The organism is Catellatospora sp. NPDC049111, from assembly GCF_040648615.1.
GTDB lineage: Bacteria > Actinomycetota > Actinomycetes > Mycobacteriales > Micromonosporaceae > Catellatospora > Catellatospora aurea.
The window spans coordinates 1-16,866 of sequence record NZ_JBEZEB010000077.1 but is presented as its reverse complement, the minus strand read 5'-3'; the positions used below and the strand labels follow the sequence as shown (position 1 = coordinate 16,866).

General features: G+C 72.3%; 19 protein-coding genes. 12 read left to right on the top strand and 7 right to left on the bottom strand.

All coding sequences use genetic code 11. The features are described from left to right. Nucleotides 1–167: 167 nt before the first annotated feature. Nucleotides 168–449 (bottom strand): proprotein convertase P-domain-containing protein, encoded by a 282-nt coding sequence (locus tag AB0B66_RS43390; protein WP_360541459.1) that lies wholly within the window; start codon nucleotides 447–449, stop codon nucleotides 168–170. Nucleotides 450–498: 49 nt separating this feature from the next. Between AB0B66_RS43390 and AB0B66_RS43385 the strand changes: the two genes are divergently transcribed. Beyond that, nucleotides 499–711: a hypothetical protein gene (locus AB0B66_RS43385; protein WP_360541457.1), complete on the top strand. Its 213-nt coding sequence runs from the start codon at nucleotides 499–501 to the stop codon at nucleotides 709–711. Nucleotides 712–722: 11 nt separating this feature from the next. Here AB0B66_RS43385 and AB0B66_RS43380 read toward each other — a convergent pair whose 3' ends face one another. Both AB0B66_RS43380 and AB0B66_RS43375 read right to left on the bottom strand, forming a co-directional pair. Then, the gene (locus AB0B66_RS43380) at nucleotides 723–1,571 is read right to left on the bottom strand and encodes a M28 family peptidase (RefSeq protein ID WP_360541454.1); all 849 of its coding nucleotides are present in this window, start codon (nucleotides 1,569–1,571) and stop codon (nucleotides 723–725) included. Next, nucleotides 1,568–1,936 (bottom strand): AAA family ATPase, encoded by a 369-nt coding sequence (locus AB0B66_RS43375; protein ID WP_360541452.1) that lies wholly within the window; start codon nucleotides 1,934–1,936, stop codon nucleotides 1,568–1,570. The genes AB0B66_RS43380 and AB0B66_RS43375 overlap by 4 nt, the downstream gene beginning before the upstream one ends. 218 nt (nucleotides 1,937–2,154) lie before the next feature. On the opposite strand from AB0B66_RS43375, the gene AB0B66_RS43370 reads away from it, so the two are divergent. Continuing rightward, nucleotides 2,155–3,531, top strand: coding sequence for a hypothetical protein (locus AB0B66_RS43370; RefSeq protein WP_360541450.1), 1,377 nt, complete (start codon nucleotides 2,155–2,157; stop codon nucleotides 3,529–3,531). Between the two features lie 68 nt (nucleotides 3,532–3,599). Here AB0B66_RS43370 and AB0B66_RS43365 read toward each other — a convergent pair whose 3' ends face one another. Both AB0B66_RS43365 and AB0B66_RS43360 read right to left on the bottom strand, forming a co-directional pair. Next, entirely contained in the window at nucleotides 3,600–4,961 is a 1,362-nt protein-coding gene (locus AB0B66_RS43365; RefSeq protein ID WP_360541448.1) for a hypothetical protein, read from the bottom strand. 1 nt (nucleotide 4,962) lies between these two features. Beyond that, the gene (locus AB0B66_RS43360) at nucleotides 4,963–6,018 is read right to left on the bottom strand and encodes an NAD-dependent epimerase/dehydratase family protein (protein WP_360541446.1); all 1,056 of its coding nucleotides are present in this window, start codon (nucleotides 6,016–6,018) and stop codon (nucleotides 4,963–4,965) included. A gap of 114 nt (nucleotides 6,019–6,132) precedes the next feature. Here AB0B66_RS43360 and AB0B66_RS43355 point away from each other — a divergent pair, with 114 nt between their 5' ends. The 6 genes from AB0B66_RS43355 to AB0B66_RS43330 are packed head-to-tail and all read left to right on the top strand — an operon-like array spanning nucleotide 6,133 to nucleotide 10,459. Continuing rightward, nucleotides 6,133–6,786 carry a glycosyltransferase family 2 protein gene (locus AB0B66_RS43355; protein ID WP_360541444.1) on the top strand — a complete coding sequence of 218 codons (654 nt, stop codon included), beginning with the start codon at nucleotides 6,133–6,135 and terminating at the stop codon, nucleotides 6,784–6,786. After that, on the top strand, nucleotides 6,783–7,430 hold the full coding sequence (locus AB0B66_RS43350; RefSeq protein WP_360541442.1) for a TIGR04282 family arsenosugar biosynthesis glycosyltransferase: 648 nt from the start codon (nucleotides 6,783–6,785) through the stop codon (nucleotides 7,428–7,430). Before AB0B66_RS43355 ends, AB0B66_RS43350 begins: the two co-directional genes overlap by 4 nt. Then, nucleotides 7,427–8,071, top strand: coding sequence for a class I SAM-dependent methyltransferase (locus AB0B66_RS43345; RefSeq protein ID WP_360541440.1), 645 nt, complete (start codon nucleotides 7,427–7,429; stop codon nucleotides 8,069–8,071). Before AB0B66_RS43350 ends, AB0B66_RS43345 begins: the two co-directional genes overlap by 4 nt. After that, nucleotides 8,047–9,204, top strand: coding sequence for a molybdopterin-dependent oxidoreductase (locus AB0B66_RS43340; protein ID WP_360541438.1), 1,158 nt, complete (start codon nucleotides 8,047–8,049; stop codon nucleotides 9,202–9,204). The genes AB0B66_RS43345 and AB0B66_RS43340 overlap by 25 nt, the downstream gene beginning before the upstream one ends. Then, nucleotides 9,201–9,659, top strand: a complete 459-nt coding sequence (locus AB0B66_RS43335) for a hypothetical protein (RefSeq protein ID WP_360541436.1) — start codon at nucleotides 9,201–9,203, stop codon at nucleotides 9,657–9,659. Before AB0B66_RS43340 ends, AB0B66_RS43335 begins: the two co-directional genes overlap by 4 nt. Beyond that, nucleotides 9,656–10,459, top strand: a complete 804-nt coding sequence (locus AB0B66_RS43330; protein ID WP_360541434.1) for an S-methyl-5'-thioadenosine phosphorylase — start codon at nucleotides 9,656–9,658, stop codon at nucleotides 10,457–10,459. The genes AB0B66_RS43335 and AB0B66_RS43330 overlap by 4 nt, the downstream gene beginning before the upstream one ends. An 18-nt stretch (nucleotides 10,460–10,477) precedes the next feature. Here AB0B66_RS43330 and AB0B66_RS43325 read toward each other — a convergent pair whose 3' ends face one another. Beyond that, complete coding sequence (locus AB0B66_RS43325; protein WP_360541432.1) at nucleotides 10,478–11,683, bottom strand: collagen-binding domain-containing protein; 1,206 nt, start codon at nucleotides 11,681–11,683, stop codon at nucleotides 10,478–10,480. Between the two features lie 149 nt (nucleotides 11,684–11,832). On the opposite strand from AB0B66_RS43325, the gene AB0B66_RS43320 reads away from it, so the two are divergent. The 3 genes from AB0B66_RS43320 (at nucleotide 11,833) to AB0B66_RS43310 (ending at nucleotide 14,612) form a co-directional block, all read left to right on the top strand. Continuing rightward, complete coding sequence (locus AB0B66_RS43320; protein ID WP_360541430.1) at nucleotides 11,833–11,973, top strand: hypothetical protein; 141 nt, start codon at nucleotides 11,833–11,835, stop codon at nucleotides 11,971–11,973. Beyond that, entirely contained in the window at nucleotides 11,960–13,684 is a 1,725-nt protein-coding gene (locus AB0B66_RS43315; protein WP_360541428.1) for a glycoside hydrolase family 9 protein, read from the top strand. The genes AB0B66_RS43320 and AB0B66_RS43315 overlap by 14 nt, the downstream gene beginning before the upstream one ends. Nucleotides 13,685–13,904: 220 nt before the next feature. Continuing rightward, complete coding sequence (locus tag AB0B66_RS43310; RefSeq protein ID WP_360541426.1) at nucleotides 13,905–14,612, top strand: VOC family protein; 708 nt, start codon at nucleotides 13,905–13,907, stop codon at nucleotides 14,610–14,612. A gap of 49 nt (nucleotides 14,613–14,661) precedes the next feature. Here the strand turns inward: AB0B66_RS43310 and AB0B66_RS43305 are convergent, their stop codons facing one another. After that, complete coding sequence (locus AB0B66_RS43305) at nucleotides 14,662–15,381, bottom strand: SDR family oxidoreductase (RefSeq protein WP_360541424.1); 720 nt, start codon at nucleotides 15,379–15,381, stop codon at nucleotides 14,662–14,664. A gap of 841 nt (nucleotides 15,382–16,222) precedes the next feature. Here AB0B66_RS43305 and AB0B66_RS43300 point away from each other — a divergent pair. Beyond that, nucleotides 16,223–16,866 (top strand): non-reducing end alpha-L-arabinofuranosidase family hydrolase (locus tag AB0B66_RS43300; RefSeq protein ID WP_360541422.1); only part of this gene is annotated, 644 nt, incomplete at its 3' end.

Below are 16,866 nucleotides of genomic sequence, written 5' to 3'. Positions count from 1 at the left end.
TCTGTCTTCCGCCCCCCCCCCCCCAACCCACAAAAGCCCCCTTCCGCCGGCCGCGGGGGTTTGCCGGTTGGCCTCCCCCCCCCCCCCCCGGGCCCCCCCCGGGGGGGGCCCCCCCCCGGCGGTGGCTGCCCGGCGGAATCGCGCCGCCGGGCAGCCGGATGGGGAGGTCAGAGCGTGGTCGACCAGGTGTCGAGCACGCCGTAGTCACCGGGGCCGTAGTCGGTCACCCGCAGCTGCCAGGTGCCGGCGGCCAGCGCCGCCAGCGGCACGCTGTAGGTGCGGGTGCCGCCGAACGGGGTGCACTGGTAGTTGCCGGTGCCCGAGGTCTTGACCGCGTAGATCAGCCCGCTGGGGTCGATGAGGCTGATCCCGAGGTCCTCGGCGCAGGTGTGCTGGATGGTGACCGACAGCTGGACCGGCGACACCGCCAGGCCCGGAGCCGTGGACACGACCGGACTGTAGATGCGGTTGTCGATGATCTGGTAGTCGGTGCCGTTGGTGAACGTACGCCCACCGGGCGGGGTCGGCGAGGTCGACGGCGACGGCGGTGCGCTCGGCGACGGCGACGGGCTGCTGCTGGGAGACGGCGAGGGCGACGGGCCGGGCCCGGTGCTCACCGCAGTCTTCCAGATCGTGTACGCCAGGCCGTCGGCGCTGCGGTTGAGCGCCGTGGCGTTGATGTTGTTGGTGGTGTCGCAGGACTGGTGGTAGCAGGGGTCGTACTACGATCCCGCCGTGCCGCCCCACTTGCTCGCCTGCGCCGACGTCTTGCTGTTGCCCGCGCCGGTGGCGTAGCCGCTGGTGGGGATGCCGGCGTTCTTGAACGACGCGTCGTCGGAACGGCCCTGGCCCTCGACGTTCTCCTCCGGCTGGAGGTTCAGCGAGTCCCAGCACTCCTTCATCGGCGCCGACGTCGTCGACGTGATGTTGTTGATGAAGTAGCCGCCGTTGGTCGAGGCGACCATGTCGAAGTTGTAGTAGCCCTTGATCGCCGTCTTCTGCGCCGAGGTCAGCGAGTTGACGTAGAAGCGGGAGCCGTTGAGGCCCTGCTCCTCGTCGGTCCACCAGCCGAACCGGACGTGCTTGCTCAGGGTCGGATTGGCGGCGGCGAGTGCGAGCGCGGACTCCAGCAGGATCGACGAGCCGGAGGCGTTGTCGTTGATGCCGGGGCCGGCCGAGACGCCGTCGAGGTGCGCGCCGAACATGAGGACCTGGTCGGCGGGGCCGCCGGGCCAGTCCGCGATGAGGTTGTTGGACCGGTAGGTGCAGCTGGTGCAGTCCTGCAGGGTGACGGTGTACCCGGCGGCCTCCAGCTTGCCCTTCACGTAGTTCACCGACGCGGTGTATCCGGCCGAGCCGGCGCGGCGGTTGCCGCCGTTGTTCGACGCGATCGTGCCGAACTGGCTCAGGTGCGCCTGCACCTTGGCGACGTCGATGTCCGGTGCGGTCGGCGGCGGGTTGGTGCTGCCGATGGTGAGGGTGTACTGCGCGGAGTGGTCGGTGGCGCCGTCACCGTCGACGGTGATGGGGTAGCTGCCCGGCGTGGTGCCCGCCGTGGTGGCGACGGTCATCGTGGAGCTGTTGCCGGTCTGCACCGCCGGCGTACCAGCGCGAGCGCGCCCAGCCGCAGGGCCAGCGGGTCGATCGGGCGCTGCTCGCCGCGGCACAGCACGGCGTCGACGGCTTCGGCCTGGCGGGCCGGCAGGGCGCCGAAGTCGTCCGGTGCCGCCTGGGTGAGCAGGTCGGCCAGGCCCAGATGGGTCTCGGCCGGGGACGGTGCGATCCGGATCACCGGCCGTCCGGCGGCGGCCGGGTCCGCCGCTGCCGCGAGCAGCGCCGAGCGTCCGATGCCGCGCGGTCCGGTCAGGACGACCCGGCCGGTGGTGGCAAGCACCGCGCGCACCTCGGCCAGCAGATCCTCCCGCCCGACCAGCACCCGGCCAGGCCAGGCCAGACGTGGGAGTCATGGAAGACCTGCGATGCAGGGCGGGTGGCAGCCCTGTTCGGGCAACGGGCTGCCGCGCACGCCGAGCGTGCACCCACTGTCGGGCAGCTGACAGTTCTGGCTGCCATCCGCCCGCACCCGGTCACCGAATGAGTGACATGCATCTATCACCCCGCCGGGCCAGGCCCGGCTCTCACCACCTCCGCAGAATGGTCGCGACCATGGTGGTCGCCGCCGCGACGATCGCCGCGGCGGCGGTCGTGTCGAGCCCGGGGGCGCAGGCCGCCCCCGGACCGTTTCAGGACCTCAAGCTGCCCGGAGTCTGCAACTCGATCGCCTTCACCATGGCGGAGAAGATCGACGCCAAGCTCAAGGCGGACGGCAAGCCAGACCGCATGATCCGCGTCGACGAACCGAAGAAGGGCGAGACCGGCTTCCACGACGCCGCCGTCGCGTACGCCGTGGTCGAGCTCGCGAAGGCGCTGAAGAAGGAGATCGGCGACCTCACCGCCAAGGACCTGGCCGACAACGCCCAGAAGGTGGCCGACGCCGTCGACGCCGCGCTGAAGTGGCGGGCCGACAAGGGCGACACCGTGCTGCACCGCGCCGACCTCGCCGGCAACGAGGTCTACCTCTGGTGCCTGAAGGCCGGCAACGGCCACGGCGGTCCGGACCTGGGGCTGCTGTATGTGCCGAAGGGCAAGGCGGCCAAGGACGGGGTGTGGATCGCCGGCTGCGTCCTGCCCGGCGGGCTCAACGCCTATCAGGGCAGCTACGACGACAAGACGTTCGATTTCGCCAAGTTCGTCTGGTACAACGAGGGCCCCAATCCCGGCAAGGACAAGGAGTTCATCCGCTATACCTATGAGTACGACGTGGCCGCGAACATCCTGAAGATCACCAAGGAGGTCGGGCCGTACAAGCAGGGCGTCTTCACCCCGCACACCACGGAGGTGGAGAAGAAGCCCGGACCGCCGCCGGCCGAGTTCAAGGACCTCAAGCTCAACGGCGAGCAGATCAGCCTGCTCGACGGCGGGTGTGCGTGCCCGGCCCAGCAGTCGGTCGTAGCGGTCGCCGACCCGGCCACGCCCTGGCAGCTCGACCTGGCCAATCCGGTGCAGCGCGGCACAGGCGGCGGCGACGACCTGCCCGCGGGCGTGTCCGTGCGGGTCGCCCCACACGAGCTGTTCACGGTCGCGCTGCCCGAGGGCGCCCGCTTCGCCGGACCCGGGGCCGACCCGCGCTGGGAGGTCGTGTTCGTGCAGGACTCGCTGATCGCGGTCCGCTACCGCGGGTACGAGCCGCTGGTGCTCGGCGTGGGCGCAGTCGTGCGGGCCGTGGCCTGGATCGTCCCGGCTCCGACGCCGACCGTGCCGCCGCTGCCGACCACATCGACCTCTGCATCGCCTTCGCCGACACCGGTGCCGGTGCCGACGCGGACCGAGGGTCCGTCACCGACCAGCACCGCGCAGCTGCCCAGCACGCCTGCTCCGACGACGCCTGAGCAGCCCACGGCACCTCCGCCGACCCACACCACGGCCCCCACCGCGCCGGTCGTGATCGACGGCGCCGTGGTCGCCCGCTGACCGACGCCGGGTGGGCCGGCCAGGTCTGGCCGGCCCACCCGGCGTCACCTCGGAACCGGTGGCGGATGTCACCAGATTGTCAGCAACAAGTGGTTCACGGTCAGGGCGGTGACCGCGCCAGCGGCCAGCCACCCGCGCCGGCTGCCGGCCGGAAGAAGTGCCGCGCCGGCCGGCAGCCACACCGCGAACGGCAGCCAGATGCGCTCCACCTCGGCCTTGCTGAGCCCGGACAGGTCGGCGGCGGCGACCGCGACCAGCGCCGCCAGCGGCAGCAGCACGTGAGCTGCCCGATCGTGGCGCAGTGCGACGACTGCCCTGCGGCCGATGACCGCGGCGACCGGCCCGGCCGACAGCAGGAACGCCGCCAGGTTCGCCCAGGCCCAGTACCCGTACGCCCGTTCGGCGGCTATGCCCTGGTAGTAGCGCTGCACGACGAGGTGGTATCCGTCGAGCCACCAGAACCCGGCGGCGGTGAACGCCACGACGACTGCCAGGCCCGCCGCGAGGGCCGTCGCCAGCACCGGCCCGGCCGCGCCGCGCCGCCATGCCGCCGACAGCACCGCCGCCACGAGTGGGGCCAGCAGCACCAGCCCGTAGGACAGGTAGCAGGCGAAGGCGAGCAGCGCACCGGCGGCCAGGGCGAAGCAAACGGCCGGGGCGCGCCGCCGGCTGGTCAGCGCGAGCGCGAGCAGGGCCAGGGCGGTGCTGGTCAGTCCGGCGAACAGGCCGTCGGCGGACGCGCCGATCCACACCGCGCCGGGCAGCAGGGCGGCGAACGGCACCGCGACCCTGGCGGCGTCTTCGCGGCCGAGGGCGCGCAGGGTCACCGGCACGGCTACCGTGGCCAGTGCTCCGATCAGCACGCACGCGAGCGCGGCCGGGCCTCCGCCGCCCAGTCCGATGCGGTCGAGCCAGACGAAGACCAGCAGCGCGCCGGGCGGGTGGCCGGAGACGTGGGTGGTCCACGAGTCGGGCTGGAAGTCGAGGATGCGGCCGGTGAACCCGGCGAGCATCGCGGGGATGTCGGTGACGGCGGGGACTTCGGTGAGGTATTCGGCCTGGGCGGTGAGCCTTCCGGCCAGGCCGAGCCGCCAGCCGTCGATCATCGCGAGGCTGAGCGTCCACAGCACCGAGGTGGCGTATCCGGCGGCGAGCAGCCGCCGCCAGGGCAGGATCGCGGCCAGTCGCGGCCCGTGCAGGACGGCCGCGGCGGCCACGGCCAGCGCGGCGGGGGTGCCGACGCCCAGGTGCGGGTGCCACAGGGCGAACAGCGGTGCGGTCTGGGCCTGTACCGGTGCGCCGGACAGGTTCAGCGCCGCGCCGACGGCGATCGACGCGGCCACGAGCGCTCCGGCCAGGGCGGTGGTGATCCGGTCGGCGGCCGGGAACGCCGCCTCGGTCCGCGCGGCCGGGGTCTGGGTGGTGATCATGTCAGGCGCGCAGTGGTGCGTAGGCGAACTCGGCGAGCCCGGCGGCGAACGGCACGGCGGCGGTGAATCCGATCTCGTCGCGGGCGCGGTGCGGCGAGGCGACGATGTGCCGCACGTCGCCGGCCCGGTAGGCACCGGTGACCTGCGGCTCGGGGCCGTTCATCGCGGCGGCCAGGGTGACGGCCATGTCCGCGACGGTGCGCGGATCACCGGAGGCGATGTTGTACGCGCGCAGGCCGGGGATCTTGCGGTCAGGCAGGGCGTGCAGGGCGGCGAGGTTGGCGGCGGCGACGTCGGCGACGTGGACGAAGTCGCGGCGCTGGCCGCCGTCCTCGAAGACCTGCGGTGCCCGCCCGTGCTCCAGCGCGGAGCGGAAGATGGCCGCGACACCCGAGTAGGGCGTGTCGCGGGGCATGCCGGGGCCGTAGACGTTGTGGTAGCGCAGCGCGGTCGCGACCGCACCGGACTCGCGGGCCCACGCGTCGGCGAGGTGCTCCTGGGCGAGTTTGGTCGCGGCGTACACGCTGCGCGGTTCGAGGCGGTCGTCCTCGTCGACGGTGCCGGCGTCCACCGTGCGGCCGCAGCGTTCGCAGCGCGGTTCGAAGCGTCCAGCGGCCAGGTCCTCGGCGCGGCGCGGCGCGGGGCGGGACTGCCCGTGCTCGGCGCACAGGTACCGGCCTTCTCCGTACACGACCATGGAGCTGGCCAGCACCAGCCGCCGGACCCGGTGGCGGGCCATGCCCGCCAGCAGCACCGCGGTGCCCAGGTCGTTGCAGCCGACGTAGTCGGGCAGGTCGGCGAGGTCGACTCCCATGCCGACCATGGCGGCCTGGTGCACGACGGCGTCCATCCCGGTCAGCGCCGCGTCGACCGCGTCGCGGTCGCGAAGGTCCGCGCGGCGCACCTGGATCCCGTCGACGTCGGTGACGTCGGTTCCGGACCGGTGCGCGGCGGGGTGCAGGCAGTCCAGCACGGACACGTCGTGTCCGGCCGCGGTCAGGGCGCGGGTGACGTGCGTGCCGATGAAGCCGGCGCCGCCGGTGACGAGTACTCGCATGACCCACCAACGTAGGCGGCCGCCAGGCCGTCACGGTGCGACGTTCCTATTTCGTAAGGACTTGTCAGCGTTTGTTAAGAACTTCGGCCCCGCCCAGCCGATAGGTTCGAGATCATGATTGATGTGGTGCTGCCGTGCCTCGACGAGGCCGCCGCGCTGCCCGGTGTGCTTTCCGGACTGCCCTCAGGCTATCGCGCGATCGTGGCCGACAACGGCTCCACCGACGGCTCCGCCGACGTGGCTCGCGCGTTCGGCGCGCACGTCGTGCCGGTGCCGCAGCGGGGCTTCGGTGCCGCCGCCCACGCGGGGCTGCTGGCGGCGACCTCCGATGTGGTGTGCTTCGCCGACGCCGACGGTTCCTTCGACCTGCGCCAGCTGCCGCTGGTCGCCGGACCCGTCGCCGACGGCGTCGCCGACCTGGTCCTGGGCCGCCGCCGGCCCGACCGTGCCGGCGCCTGGCCGGCCCACGCCCGGCTGGCCAATGCCCTGCTCGCCTGGCGGCTGCGGACCCGCCTGGGCCTGCCCATCCACGACCTGGGCCCGATGCGCGCAGCCCGCCGCCAGGCACTGCTCGCCCTCGACCTGAGGGACCGCCGCTTCGGATACCCGTTGGAGATGATCGTCGCCGCGTCCCGCGCGGGCTGGACGGTCGCCGAGACCGACGTCCGCTACGCCCCACGGGCCGAGGGCACCCGGTCGAAGGTGACCGGCACGGTGCTGGGCACGGCCCGCGCCGTGCGGGACATGTCCAAGGTGCTGGCCCGGTGACCGCCCAGCAGCTGCTGCTCATCGCCAAGGCTCCGGTGCCGGGGCGGGTCAAGACCCGGCTGTGCCCGCCGTGCACCCCGGCGCAGGCCGCCGCCATCGCCGCGGCATCGCTGGCCGACACCGTCGACGTCCTCGACACCGGCCCCGCCTGCCGGCGGGTCATTGTCCTCGACGGCCGGTATCCGACTCCGGCCGGCTGGAGCGCGGTGCCGCAGCGCGGCGACGGCCTGGGCGAGCGCCTGGCCAACGCCTACGCCGACACCGCGCTGCCCGGCACCCCCTCCGTGCTGGTCGGCATGGACACCCCGCAGCTGACCCGAGCGCACCTCACCGCGGCCGCCGGCACACTGACCGGCGCGGACGCGGTGCTCGGCCCGGCTTCGGACGGCGGCTGGTGGCTGCTGGGCCTGAACGACCCCGCGCACGGGGCGGTGCTCGCCGACGTGCCCATGTCCACGCCCGACACCGGCGCGCGCACGCTGGCGGCGCTGCGCCGGCTCGGGCTGAGCGTGGCGCTGCTGGACACGCTGCGCGACGTCGACACGGCCGCCGACGCGCGCGCCGTGGCCGCGCTGCGCCCGCACGGCCGGTTCGCCGCGGCGGTCGCCGCCCAGGTTCCGCTGACCCTGGCAGCGCCGCTATGACCAGTGCACTGGTGGTGTACGCGGGGGCACTGCACCGCGCGGCCGGCGGCGGCGACCCTGGCCTGCACCTGACCGACCCGGCCGGGCGGCTGCTGCGCCGCCTGGACACCGCCGCCTGGCACGCCGAGCCCACCCGCGGCGACAGGGCCCTGCTGTCCCGCTGCACCGGCGCGACCCTCGACATCGGCTGCGGCCCCGGCCGCCTGGTCGCGGAACTGACCCGCCGCCGCGTCCCGGCGCTCGGCATCGACGTCAGCCCCACCGCGGTCCGGCTGGCCCGCAGCCGCGGCGCGAACGCGCTCGTCCACGACGTGTTCACCCCGCTGCCCGGCCGCCTGCCGTTCATGCACACGCTGCTGGTCGACGGCAACATCGGCATCGGCGGCGACCCCGTCCGCCTGCTGGGTCGATGCCGGGACCTGCTGGCCGCCGGCGGCACCGTCCTGGCCGAGGTCGACCCGCCCGGCACCCGCGGCTGGCGGGCGACCGTGGCGCTGACCGACCACCTGCGCACCAGCGACCCGTTCGCCTGGGCCGCCGTCAGCGCCGACGAGATCGCACCCCTGTCCGCCCAAGTCGGTCTGCGCCAGACCGACTCCTGGACCGAGGACGGACGATGGTTCACCTGCCTGGCCCGCTGACCCGCCTGGACCCGGCCCGCCTGTCCCGGCTGTTCACCTCGCGGCTGCGCTCCCCGCAGCTGACCAGCCGCCTCGGGGTGCTGCTGGGCGCCGCGGTCGCGGTGTGCCTGCTGACCGGATACCTCAGCCACGCCATCCAGCACCCGCCGGCCTGGTTCTACTGGCCGTCGCGGCCGGTCAACCTCTACCGCGTCACCCAGGGGCTGCACGTGGCCACCGGCCTGGCGATCGTGCCGCTGCTGGCGGCCAAGCTGTGGTCGGTCTACCCGAAGCTGTTCCGCTGGCCGCCGTTTCGCGACGCCGTCCACGCGATCGAACGGCTCAGCCTGTTCCTGCTGGTGGCCGCGGCCCTGTTCCAGGTGACCACGGGCCTCCTCAACATCGCCCTGTGGTACTCCCCGATGAGCTTCTTCTTCACCACCGCCCACTACTGGACCGCCTGGATCTTCGCCGGCTCGCTGCTGATCCACATCGGTGTCAAACTTCCCATCGTCCGCCGGGCCCTGGCCGCACCGGCCCGGCCGGCACCGCCGACCGGCATGACCCGGCGCGGGCTGTTCGCCGCGGTCGGCGCCGCGGTCGCGGCCATCACCGTCGCCACCGTCGGGCAGACCCTGCGTCCTTTGGCCGGGCTGTCCGTCCTCGGCCCCCGCGACCCGCGCATCGGCCCGCAAGGCCTGCCCGTCAACCAGACCGCCGCCGCGGCCGGTGTCGCCGCCGCGGCCACCGACCCCGGCTACCGCCTGGAGGTCGCCGGCCCCGGCGGCACGTTGCGGCTGAGCCTGGCCGAGCTGGCCGCGATGGCCCAGCACACCGCCCAGCTGCCGATCACCTGCGTCGAAGGATGGAGCGCCACCGCCACCTGGACCGGCGTGCCCATCCGCGACCTGGTCACCGCCGTGGGTGGGCACGCCGGCCACAGCGTCCGGGTCACCTCCCTGCAGCAGAACAGCCTCTACCGCGTCTCGACGCTCCCGCCGCCGCACGCCGCCGACCCGCTCACCCTGCTCGCGCTGCGCGTCAACGGGGAGCCGCTCGACCTCGACCACGGCTACCCGTGCCGGCTCATCGCCCCGAACCGGCCCGGCGTCCTGCAGACCAAATGGGTCGCCCGGATCGAGGTGCTGCCGTGACCCGCGCCGCCCGGCCGGCGGCGACCGCGTGGACCAGGCGGGTGCTCGTCGCCGTGGGCGTGCTCTGCGCCGGGTACGGCATCGTGGGGCTGCTCACCGACCCGAGCGTGGCGCTGCCGAACTACGCCCGCTACACGATCACGGTCCTGCTCGGCCACGACCTGCTGGTCATGCCCGCCGCCATCGTCGTCGGCGCGGTGCTGACCCGATGGCTGCCCACCTGGGCCAAAGCCACCGTCCAGGGCGCGCTGCTGGTGACCGCCGCCGTCACCGTCGTCGCCCTGCCGCTGGTCCTCGGCTACGGCCGCAGGGCAGACGACCCGTCCGCTCTCCCCCGCGACTATCACCGCGGCTACCTGCTCTGCCTCGCCGTGATCTGGCTGGCCACCGCCGCCTTGCTGGTATGGCGCGCCCGGCGCCGACCCACCGCACGAAACTCCGAGGAGCGCTCATGACCATCACCGCTGACGTCGCCGTCATCGGCGGATCCGGCCTGTACAGCCTGCTCGACGGGGCCGAGGAGGTCGACGTCCGGACCCCGTACGGGCCGCCCTCGGACACGATCACCATGGGGCAGGTGGCCGGACGGGCGGTGGCGTTCCTGCCCAGGCATGGCCGCGACCACCGCCACCCGCCCCACCTCATCCCCTACCGCGCCAACCTGTGGGCGCTGCGCTCGCTGGGCGTGGGCCAGATCCTCGCGCCCTGCGCCGTCGGCGGCCTGCGCCCCGACCTCGGCCCCGGCACGTTCGTGCTACCCGACCAGCTCATCGACCGCACCGGCGGACGCGAACGCACCTTCGTCGAGTCCGGCGCCGTACACGTCAACTTCGCCGACCCCTACTGCCCCACCGGCCGGGCCGCCGTCCGCGCCACCGCGGAGCGCTCCGGGATGGCCCTCGAACCGGACGGCGCCATGGTCGTCATCGACGGCCCCCGCTTCTCGACCCGCGCCGAGTCACGCTGGTACGCCGCCTGCGGCGGCACCGTCATCAACATGACCGGCGCCCCCGAAGCCGCCCTCGCCCGCGAACTGGCTATGTGCTACACCACCATCGCGCTGGTGACCGACCACGACGCCGGTGTCGACGGCGACCACGGCGTCACCCAGGACGAGGTCTTCCGCGTCTTCAAGGACAACACCGAACGTATGCGGGCGCTCCTGCTGGCCGCCATCGCCGACCTGCCCAGCCGGCGAACGTGTCCCTGCCCGGCGGCCCTCGACGGCATGCAGCCCGGCTACGAACTGCCCTGACCGCAGGCACCCCTGCGGTCAGGGGCGCGGCGGGCGGCCGTAGGGCGAAGCGCTGGGGCTGCCGGTCGCGGTCGGCGCGGGGCTGGGCGACGCGCTCGGCGTGGCGGACGGTCCTGGCTCGGTCGGCGTCGGGTCGGCGCAGTCCAGCGGGACCGCGTTGACGGCGTGGCGGACGAGATTGCCGTCGGGGCTGTCGCCGCCGGGACCCACCGCCAGCTCGCCGGCGACGACCTGGCCGATGACCGTGCCGCCCCCGAAGATGCCGAGCTCGGTGTGGGGTCCGAGGACCGTGCCGGGCAGGGTGCCCGCGCCGTTCAGGACGACCGCGGCGCTGCCCGGGAAGTTCCACAGCAGGTACGGGGCCTCGGCCACGGAAGCGCCCAGGAACCTCGGCACCGCCCAGGTGAACTGGTCCTGGCCGACGGGGACGTCGACGTTGACGAGCAGCGTCGCCGACGCCGACGGCGGTCCGGAGAAGATGACCGTGGACAGGGCGCCCAGGTTGGGGGCGCTGATGTTCAGCACGTTGGCGCCGCGGGACAGGTCGACGACCGCCAACGTGCCCGGTGGGATGCGGGCGGGCAGCGGCTTGCCGGTCAGGTCCGTCAGCCGCACCGTGTTCTGGCACTCGGCCATGTCGTGGGAGGCGCTCTGCAGGTGGGCGAACACCGTGGCGAAGTCGATGCCGGTGGCCCGGCCGATCGACTCGGCGCTCTGCCCCGCGCCGACGGTGACCACGGCCGGATAGCCGGCCCCCTGGCCGTGCGGCACGATCCGCGTCTGCTCGCCGGCGCTGTAGACGGACACAGCCGACGGGCGGCCGACCTTCGCGTACCCCGGTGGCGGCGGAGCCGGATGACCGCCTGACGGGACCGCGACCGTCAGCTCACCGCGGTTCGACGGCGGGAAGACCAGGCCCTGCCCGGCGACCAGCGCACTCGGCACGCTGTCACCGGGAGCGATGAATTCGCCCGGGGTGACGGAGGCGACCGGGAAGTCCCCGAACCACCGCACCGGGCCTCCGACCGCCAGCGGGCCCTCGATCTCGCCGGAGTCGAGCTGGACCAGGTCCCGCACGAACACGTTGAAGCCCAGCGCACCCTCGATGGCCCCCGACGGCGCGGCCGCGGTCGCCTCGGTCGTCGGGGGTGCCAGCAGCACCGCCAGGGCGGTCACCCCCAGGGTCGCCGACGCGACGGCAAGACGTAGTGATCTCCTGTCCACCCGGCGACGATAGCGTCAGTTGATGACCTTTTGATGTATTTAGCAGCATTGATTATTCTTCACGTTCAGGACCGGCGAGCGCGTTCGTGCCGGATGTCCGTGGACCCCGCACCTCGGGTCGGCCGGCCGCGGGGCCATAGATTTGCCGCATGCAGACTCCCCCCACCCGGTCGGCGACCGCAGACGACAGTCGACACCGCGCCCTGACGCCCGCAGCCCTATCGCCGAACGACGCCGGATGCCGCGCCGTCGCCGACGACGGGCAGGTGTTCGCCGGTGCGCAGGACTGACGCCGGACCGGCCGTCCTGGTCGGCCACCTCGGGTACGGGCTGGCGGCCGCCAAGGCCGCGATCGCGGTGCTGCCCGACGGCGAGCCACCCCGACGGGTCGAACTGCTCGCCGAAGACGGCACGCCGCAGCCACCCCTGACCGTGGGCCCGGTCCAGGCGGTGCCCGGCTGGACCGCCGGACCGTACGCACGCATCGACCTGCCGCCCGGCCTCGGATCCGGCGGCTACCGCGTCCGCATCCACGACGCCGCCGGCCGTGCCGCGACCTCCCACGCGTTCGAGATCGCCCCGGATCGGATCCAGCGCCAGACCATGTCGGACGTGCTCGCCTACTTCAAGGCGATGCGCTCCAGCGGCGAGATCGACCGCAAGGACCGCCACGCCGCCCTGTACGGCGACGACTCAGGCCGCACCGTAGACGCCCGCGGCGGCTGGCTGGACGCCAGCGGAGACACCAGCAAGTTCCTCAGCCACCTCACCTACACCCGGACCATGAGCCCGCAGCAGACCCCGCTGTGCGCCTGGGCGATGCTGGCCGCCCGCGACGCGCTCACCGAACACCACCCTGCGCTGCTGCGCTCGCTCGGCGCCCGGCTGCGCGACGAGGCGCTGTGGGGCGCCGACTTCCTGGTGCGCTTCCGCTCCCCCGACGGCTGCTTCTACACCGGCATCTTCGACGCCCTGACCAAACGCCTCGACGAGCGCGTGATCACCGCACCGCTGCCAGACTGCGTCCGCACCGACCGCTACCAGGCCGGCTACCGGCACGGCGGCGGCTTGGCCATCGCCGCACTCGCCCGCGCCGCCACCCTCGACGACGACGGCCACTTCAGCCGCGCGGACTACCTGCACGCGGCCCGGCAAGGGTTCGCCCACCTGCAAGAACAAAACCTCGACCACCTCCACGACAACACCGAGAACATCGTCGACGACTACTGCGCGCTGCTCGCCGCCGCCGAACTCACCGCCGTCGGGGCCGGCGACAGCGCCGTACGCGCAGCCGCCGAGCAACGCGCGGCGTCGCTGCTGGCCCGATACGTCCGCCCGACCGACCAAAGCCCCGGGTGGTTCCTCGCCGACGCGCAGCGACGGCCGTTCTTCCACGCCGTCGAGGCCGGGCTGCCCATGCTGGCGCTGCTGCGCTTCGCCCGGGTGCTGCCCGAAGCGCCACAGGCGGCGGCCGCCCGAGCCCTCGCGCTGGAAGCCACCCTGGACACCGTGCGGCGCAGCCACGCCGTGCCCAACCCGTTCGGCTACCCGCGCCAGCGCGTGCAACCCGCCGAAGCCGAACCCGCCGACGCCTTCTTCTTCCCCCACGCCAACGAGACCGGCTACTGGTGGCAGGGCGAGAACGCCACCATCGCCTCGCTCGCCGCCGCAGCGGCCACCTGCGCCCACCTCGACGAGGTCCCCGACGGCGTACGCGAGAGACTCGCCGCCTTCGCCGACGACCAGCTCGCCTGGATCACCGGCCGCAACCCGTTCGACGTCTCGATGGTCCAGGGCAGGGGACACAACAACGTCGACTACGAGACCGACTTCCCCAATCTGCCGGGCGGCATCGTCAACGGCATCACCGCAGGGTGGTCCGACGAGAAGGACATCGCCTTCCTACCGCCCGACGCCCCCGCGGGAGACTCCTGGCGCTGGGCCGAGCAATGGATCCCCCACGCGGGATGGTTCCTGCTCGCCGCTGCCTGCGCCCGCTGACCCGTCACCCATGCAACCCGGCTGGAGCAGCTGAACGAGCGGAACAGGCAGCGGCCTCCATCCGCCAAGAGACTTGCGGGTGGCGACGGCGTACACCACGACATCGCCACCCGCGCGGCCTTGCGCGACTACGACCGGCCTCTGTTCAACTCCCAGACGGATGTGCGCACTTGCCCCTACGCCGACAGCTGAGCAGGAGCCAGGCGATAAGGTTCCGTCTATGGACATGCTGAGGGGCGAGAAGATCGCCGAAGCCGGCCTTACCGACTGGCGCAAGCTCGGCCAGGGGCTGCATGCCCGCTACGTGGTCGGTGACTTCGGCACCGGCGCACGGTTCGTCGCCGCGGTGGGTGAGGCAGGCGACGCGCTCGGCCACCACCCGCGCGTGTCGATCGGCAACGGTCACGTCGACCTCAAGCTGATCACCGACGATGCCGTCTACCGCGACGACGAGGGCACCGAGCACGTCGTCGAATGGGTGACCCAGCAGGACATCGACCTTGCGCGGCGGATCACCGAGATCGCCGCCGACCACAAGATCGTCGCCGACCCGGCGTCGGTCAGCGTGATCGAGCTCGGCCTCGACACGGCGCGCTCCGCGACCATCGCCCCGGTGTGGGCCGCGCTGCTGACCGGGAGCATCGAGGCCCAGGGACGCGGATGCCTCGGCGACGACATCCGTGACGCCACGGGACGGGTACCGATCCTGTGGTTCGGGGACACCGACGAGCACGACACTCCGCGCCAGCGGTTCCACATCGAGGTCTACGTGGCGCCCGAGGTGGCCGGGCAACGGATCGCCGCCGCCGTCGCCGCGGGTGGAACCGTCGTCGACGACAGCAACGCGCCTTCGCTCACCGTGATAGCCGACCAGGACGGCAACAAGGGAATCGTGTGCGTCGACATGTCAGCGGCGAAGAAGCGGTGAACCGCCGGCACGGGTGACCTGCGGCCGGTGCGCTACGCAGGTCCGCCCGTCACTGGGCCAGGTAGCCGCCGTCGATGACCAGCTCGGTGCCCGTGACGAAGCTCGACTCGTCGCAGGCCAGGTAGAGGCAGCCGTAGGCGACCTCCGTCGGCAGACCCGGCCGTTTCATCGGCGTCTGGTCGATGACGAGCTTGTTCAGGTCCGGTGCCTGGGCCTGGGTCAGCGGGGTGTCGATGAAACCGGGATGGACCGAGTTGACCCGGATCCCCTCACCGACGTAGGTCATCGCCGCGTTCTTGGTCATGTTGCGCACCGCGCCCTTCGCCGCGTGGTACGAGAACGCTCCGGCGACCGCCGAGTTGCCCCAGATCGACGAGACGTTGACGATCGAGCCGGACCTGTTCTTCCGCATGATCCGCACCGCCTCGCGCATGCCGAGGAAGACGCCCGTCTGGTCCACCGCGACCATCTTCATCCAGTTCGTGACGTCCAACTCGTCGAGCGGTTCGTACGCGATGATGCCGGCGTTGTTGACCAACACGTCGAGGCGGCCGTGCTTCTTGACGATGTCCCCGACCACGCTCGCCCACTGGTCCTCGCTGGTGACGTCGAGCTGTACGGCCTCGACCCCCGCGGGGAAGGACCCCTGCGGCGGGGTGATGTCGCCCGAGATGACGGTCGCGCCCTCCTTGGCGAACAGTTCCACCACCGCATGGCCGATGCCCTTGGAACCGCCGGAGACCAGCGCGACCTTCCCCTGCAACCTCATTGCCCCGTCCTTCCGTCACAGCGGCTGGAACGCCGGTTGAACCCTGGACGTGGCAGCGTCCCCACCGCTGCCCGGTGAAAGCCTCTCGTCGGCAGCGGTGCCGGGTTCGTCGAGCGGGCCGCCACCGCGTCGAACCACAGATCACGTTAGTGCCTTCGGGGGTCGCACCATCCCGGGATCGCCGGGAAAGTCGGGACGCCATCCGGGGCACCTCACCCATGCGTCCGGCGCTACGAACCCGTGGCCGAGTCCGCAGGCCTCGCCGCGGGCGGCGGCGGGAAGTATCTGCGCTGGATCAGGGCGACGACGGACTTAACCGCGATGAGTGCGGTCAGCAGCAGGGTGACCAGCCAGCTGACCACCTGCGGTGCGGAAAGTCGTTCGGCTGCCGCCCCTGCGATGCCCCGCCGCCATCGGGACGATGCGGGACGGGCGGCGACAGGCGGACGCCGAGTACCTCGCGGGCGATCATCTCGTCGCCGTGTTCCACCGAACTATATGCCGCGTCTGCCGCTGTCGCAGGAGAACCATCAGGTCGATACTGATGTGCTCCACGAATGCCACAGAATTCCCATTGAATTCTGGTCGATGAAAGTGGTTATCCGACAACACGGAATCGGGTCGCACTTCCGCCCTCCGTCCATTCCGCTCTCAGGCGATGACGACGGGCCAGGGCTTCGACCTGGCACGACCACCAGGTGCCACCGACCGATGCCGATCAGCTATCGATTGATAGATGTCCGTTGTTGTTATTCTGGGAGCGCTCCCGTAACATGTTCGACACCAATGTGAGCGATCACATTGCATCTATCGCAGGAGCGCATCCATCGGGAGTGTGCCAATGGCAAGATCGAGATCAATCCTGGTCAGCCTCGTGTCGGCCGGTGCGGCACTACTGGCGTCGGTAACGGTTCTCGTGGCGTTGCCGGCCGGCGCCGCGGCCGCGGGCTGCTCGGTGAACTATGCCGTTTCGTCGCAGTGGCCCGGCGGCTTCGGCGCCAACGTGTCGGTCACGAACCTGGGCGACCCGCTGACCAGCTGGACGTTGACGTGGTCGTTCGGCGCCGGACAGACGGTGACGCAGGCGTGGAACACCTCGCTGACGCAGAGCGGCACAGCGGTGACCGCGAACAACGTGAGCTACAACGGTTCGGTGGCGACCAATGCCACGGTGTCGTTCGGCTTCAACGCATCGTGGACAGGCTCCAATCCGGTCCCGGCGAGCTTCGCCCTCAACGGCGTGACGTGCACCGGCGGCGTGTCGCCGACGGGATCGCCGACCGCCTCGCCGACGACGTCGCCGAGCGCGAGGCCGTCTCCCACGATGTCCCCGTCGCCCTCACCGCCCGGCGGGTGCTCCCTGCCGTCGACCTACCGCTGGACGTCGACCGGCTCGCTGGCCAACCCGAAGTCGGGCTGGGTCTCGCTCAAGGACTTCACCTACGCCCCCTACAACGGCCGGCACCTGGTCTACGCCACCACCCA

Coding starts and splice junctions, on each gene's coding strand:
- AB0B66_RS43310 (WP_360541426.1), top strand. CDS start 13,905: ATGGACATGCTGAGGGGCGAGAAGATCGCCGAAGCCGGCCTTACCGAC.
- AB0B66_RS43330 (WP_360541434.1), top strand. CDS start 9,656: ATGACCATCACCGCTGACGTCGCCGTCATCGGCGGATCCGGCCTGTAC.
- AB0B66_RS43380 (WP_360541454.1), bottom strand. CDS start 1,571: ATGACCGTCGCCACCACGGCGGGCACCACGCCGGGCAGCTACCCCATC.
- AB0B66_RS43340 (WP_360541438.1), top strand. CDS start 8,047: ATGGTTCACCTGCCTGGCCCGCTGACCCGCCTGGACCCGGCCCGCCTG.
- AB0B66_RS43365 (WP_360541448.1), bottom strand. CDS start 4,961: ATGATCACCACCCAGACCCCGGCCGCGCGGACCGAGGCGGCGTTCCCG.
- AB0B66_RS43320 (WP_360541430.1), top strand. CDS start 11,833: ATGCAGACTCCCCCCACCCGGTCGGCGACCGCAGACGACAGTCGACAC.
- AB0B66_RS43305 (WP_360541424.1), bottom strand. CDS start 15,381: ATGAGGTTGCAGGGGAAGGTCGCGCTGGTCTCCGGCGGTTCCAAGGGC.
- AB0B66_RS43355 (WP_360541444.1), top strand. CDS start 6,133: ATGATTGATGTGGTGCTGCCGTGCCTCGACGAGGCCGCCGCGCTGCCC.
- AB0B66_RS43360 (WP_360541446.1), bottom strand. CDS start 6,018: ATGCGAGTACTCGTCACCGGCGGCGCCGGCTTCATCGGCACGCACGTC.
- AB0B66_RS43345 (WP_360541440.1), top strand. CDS start 7,427: ATGACCAGTGCACTGGTGGTGTACGCGGGGGCACTGCACCGCGCGGCC.
- AB0B66_RS43370 (WP_360541450.1), top strand. CDS start 2,155: ATGGTCGCGACCATGGTGGTCGCCGCCGCGACGATCGCCGCGGCGGCG.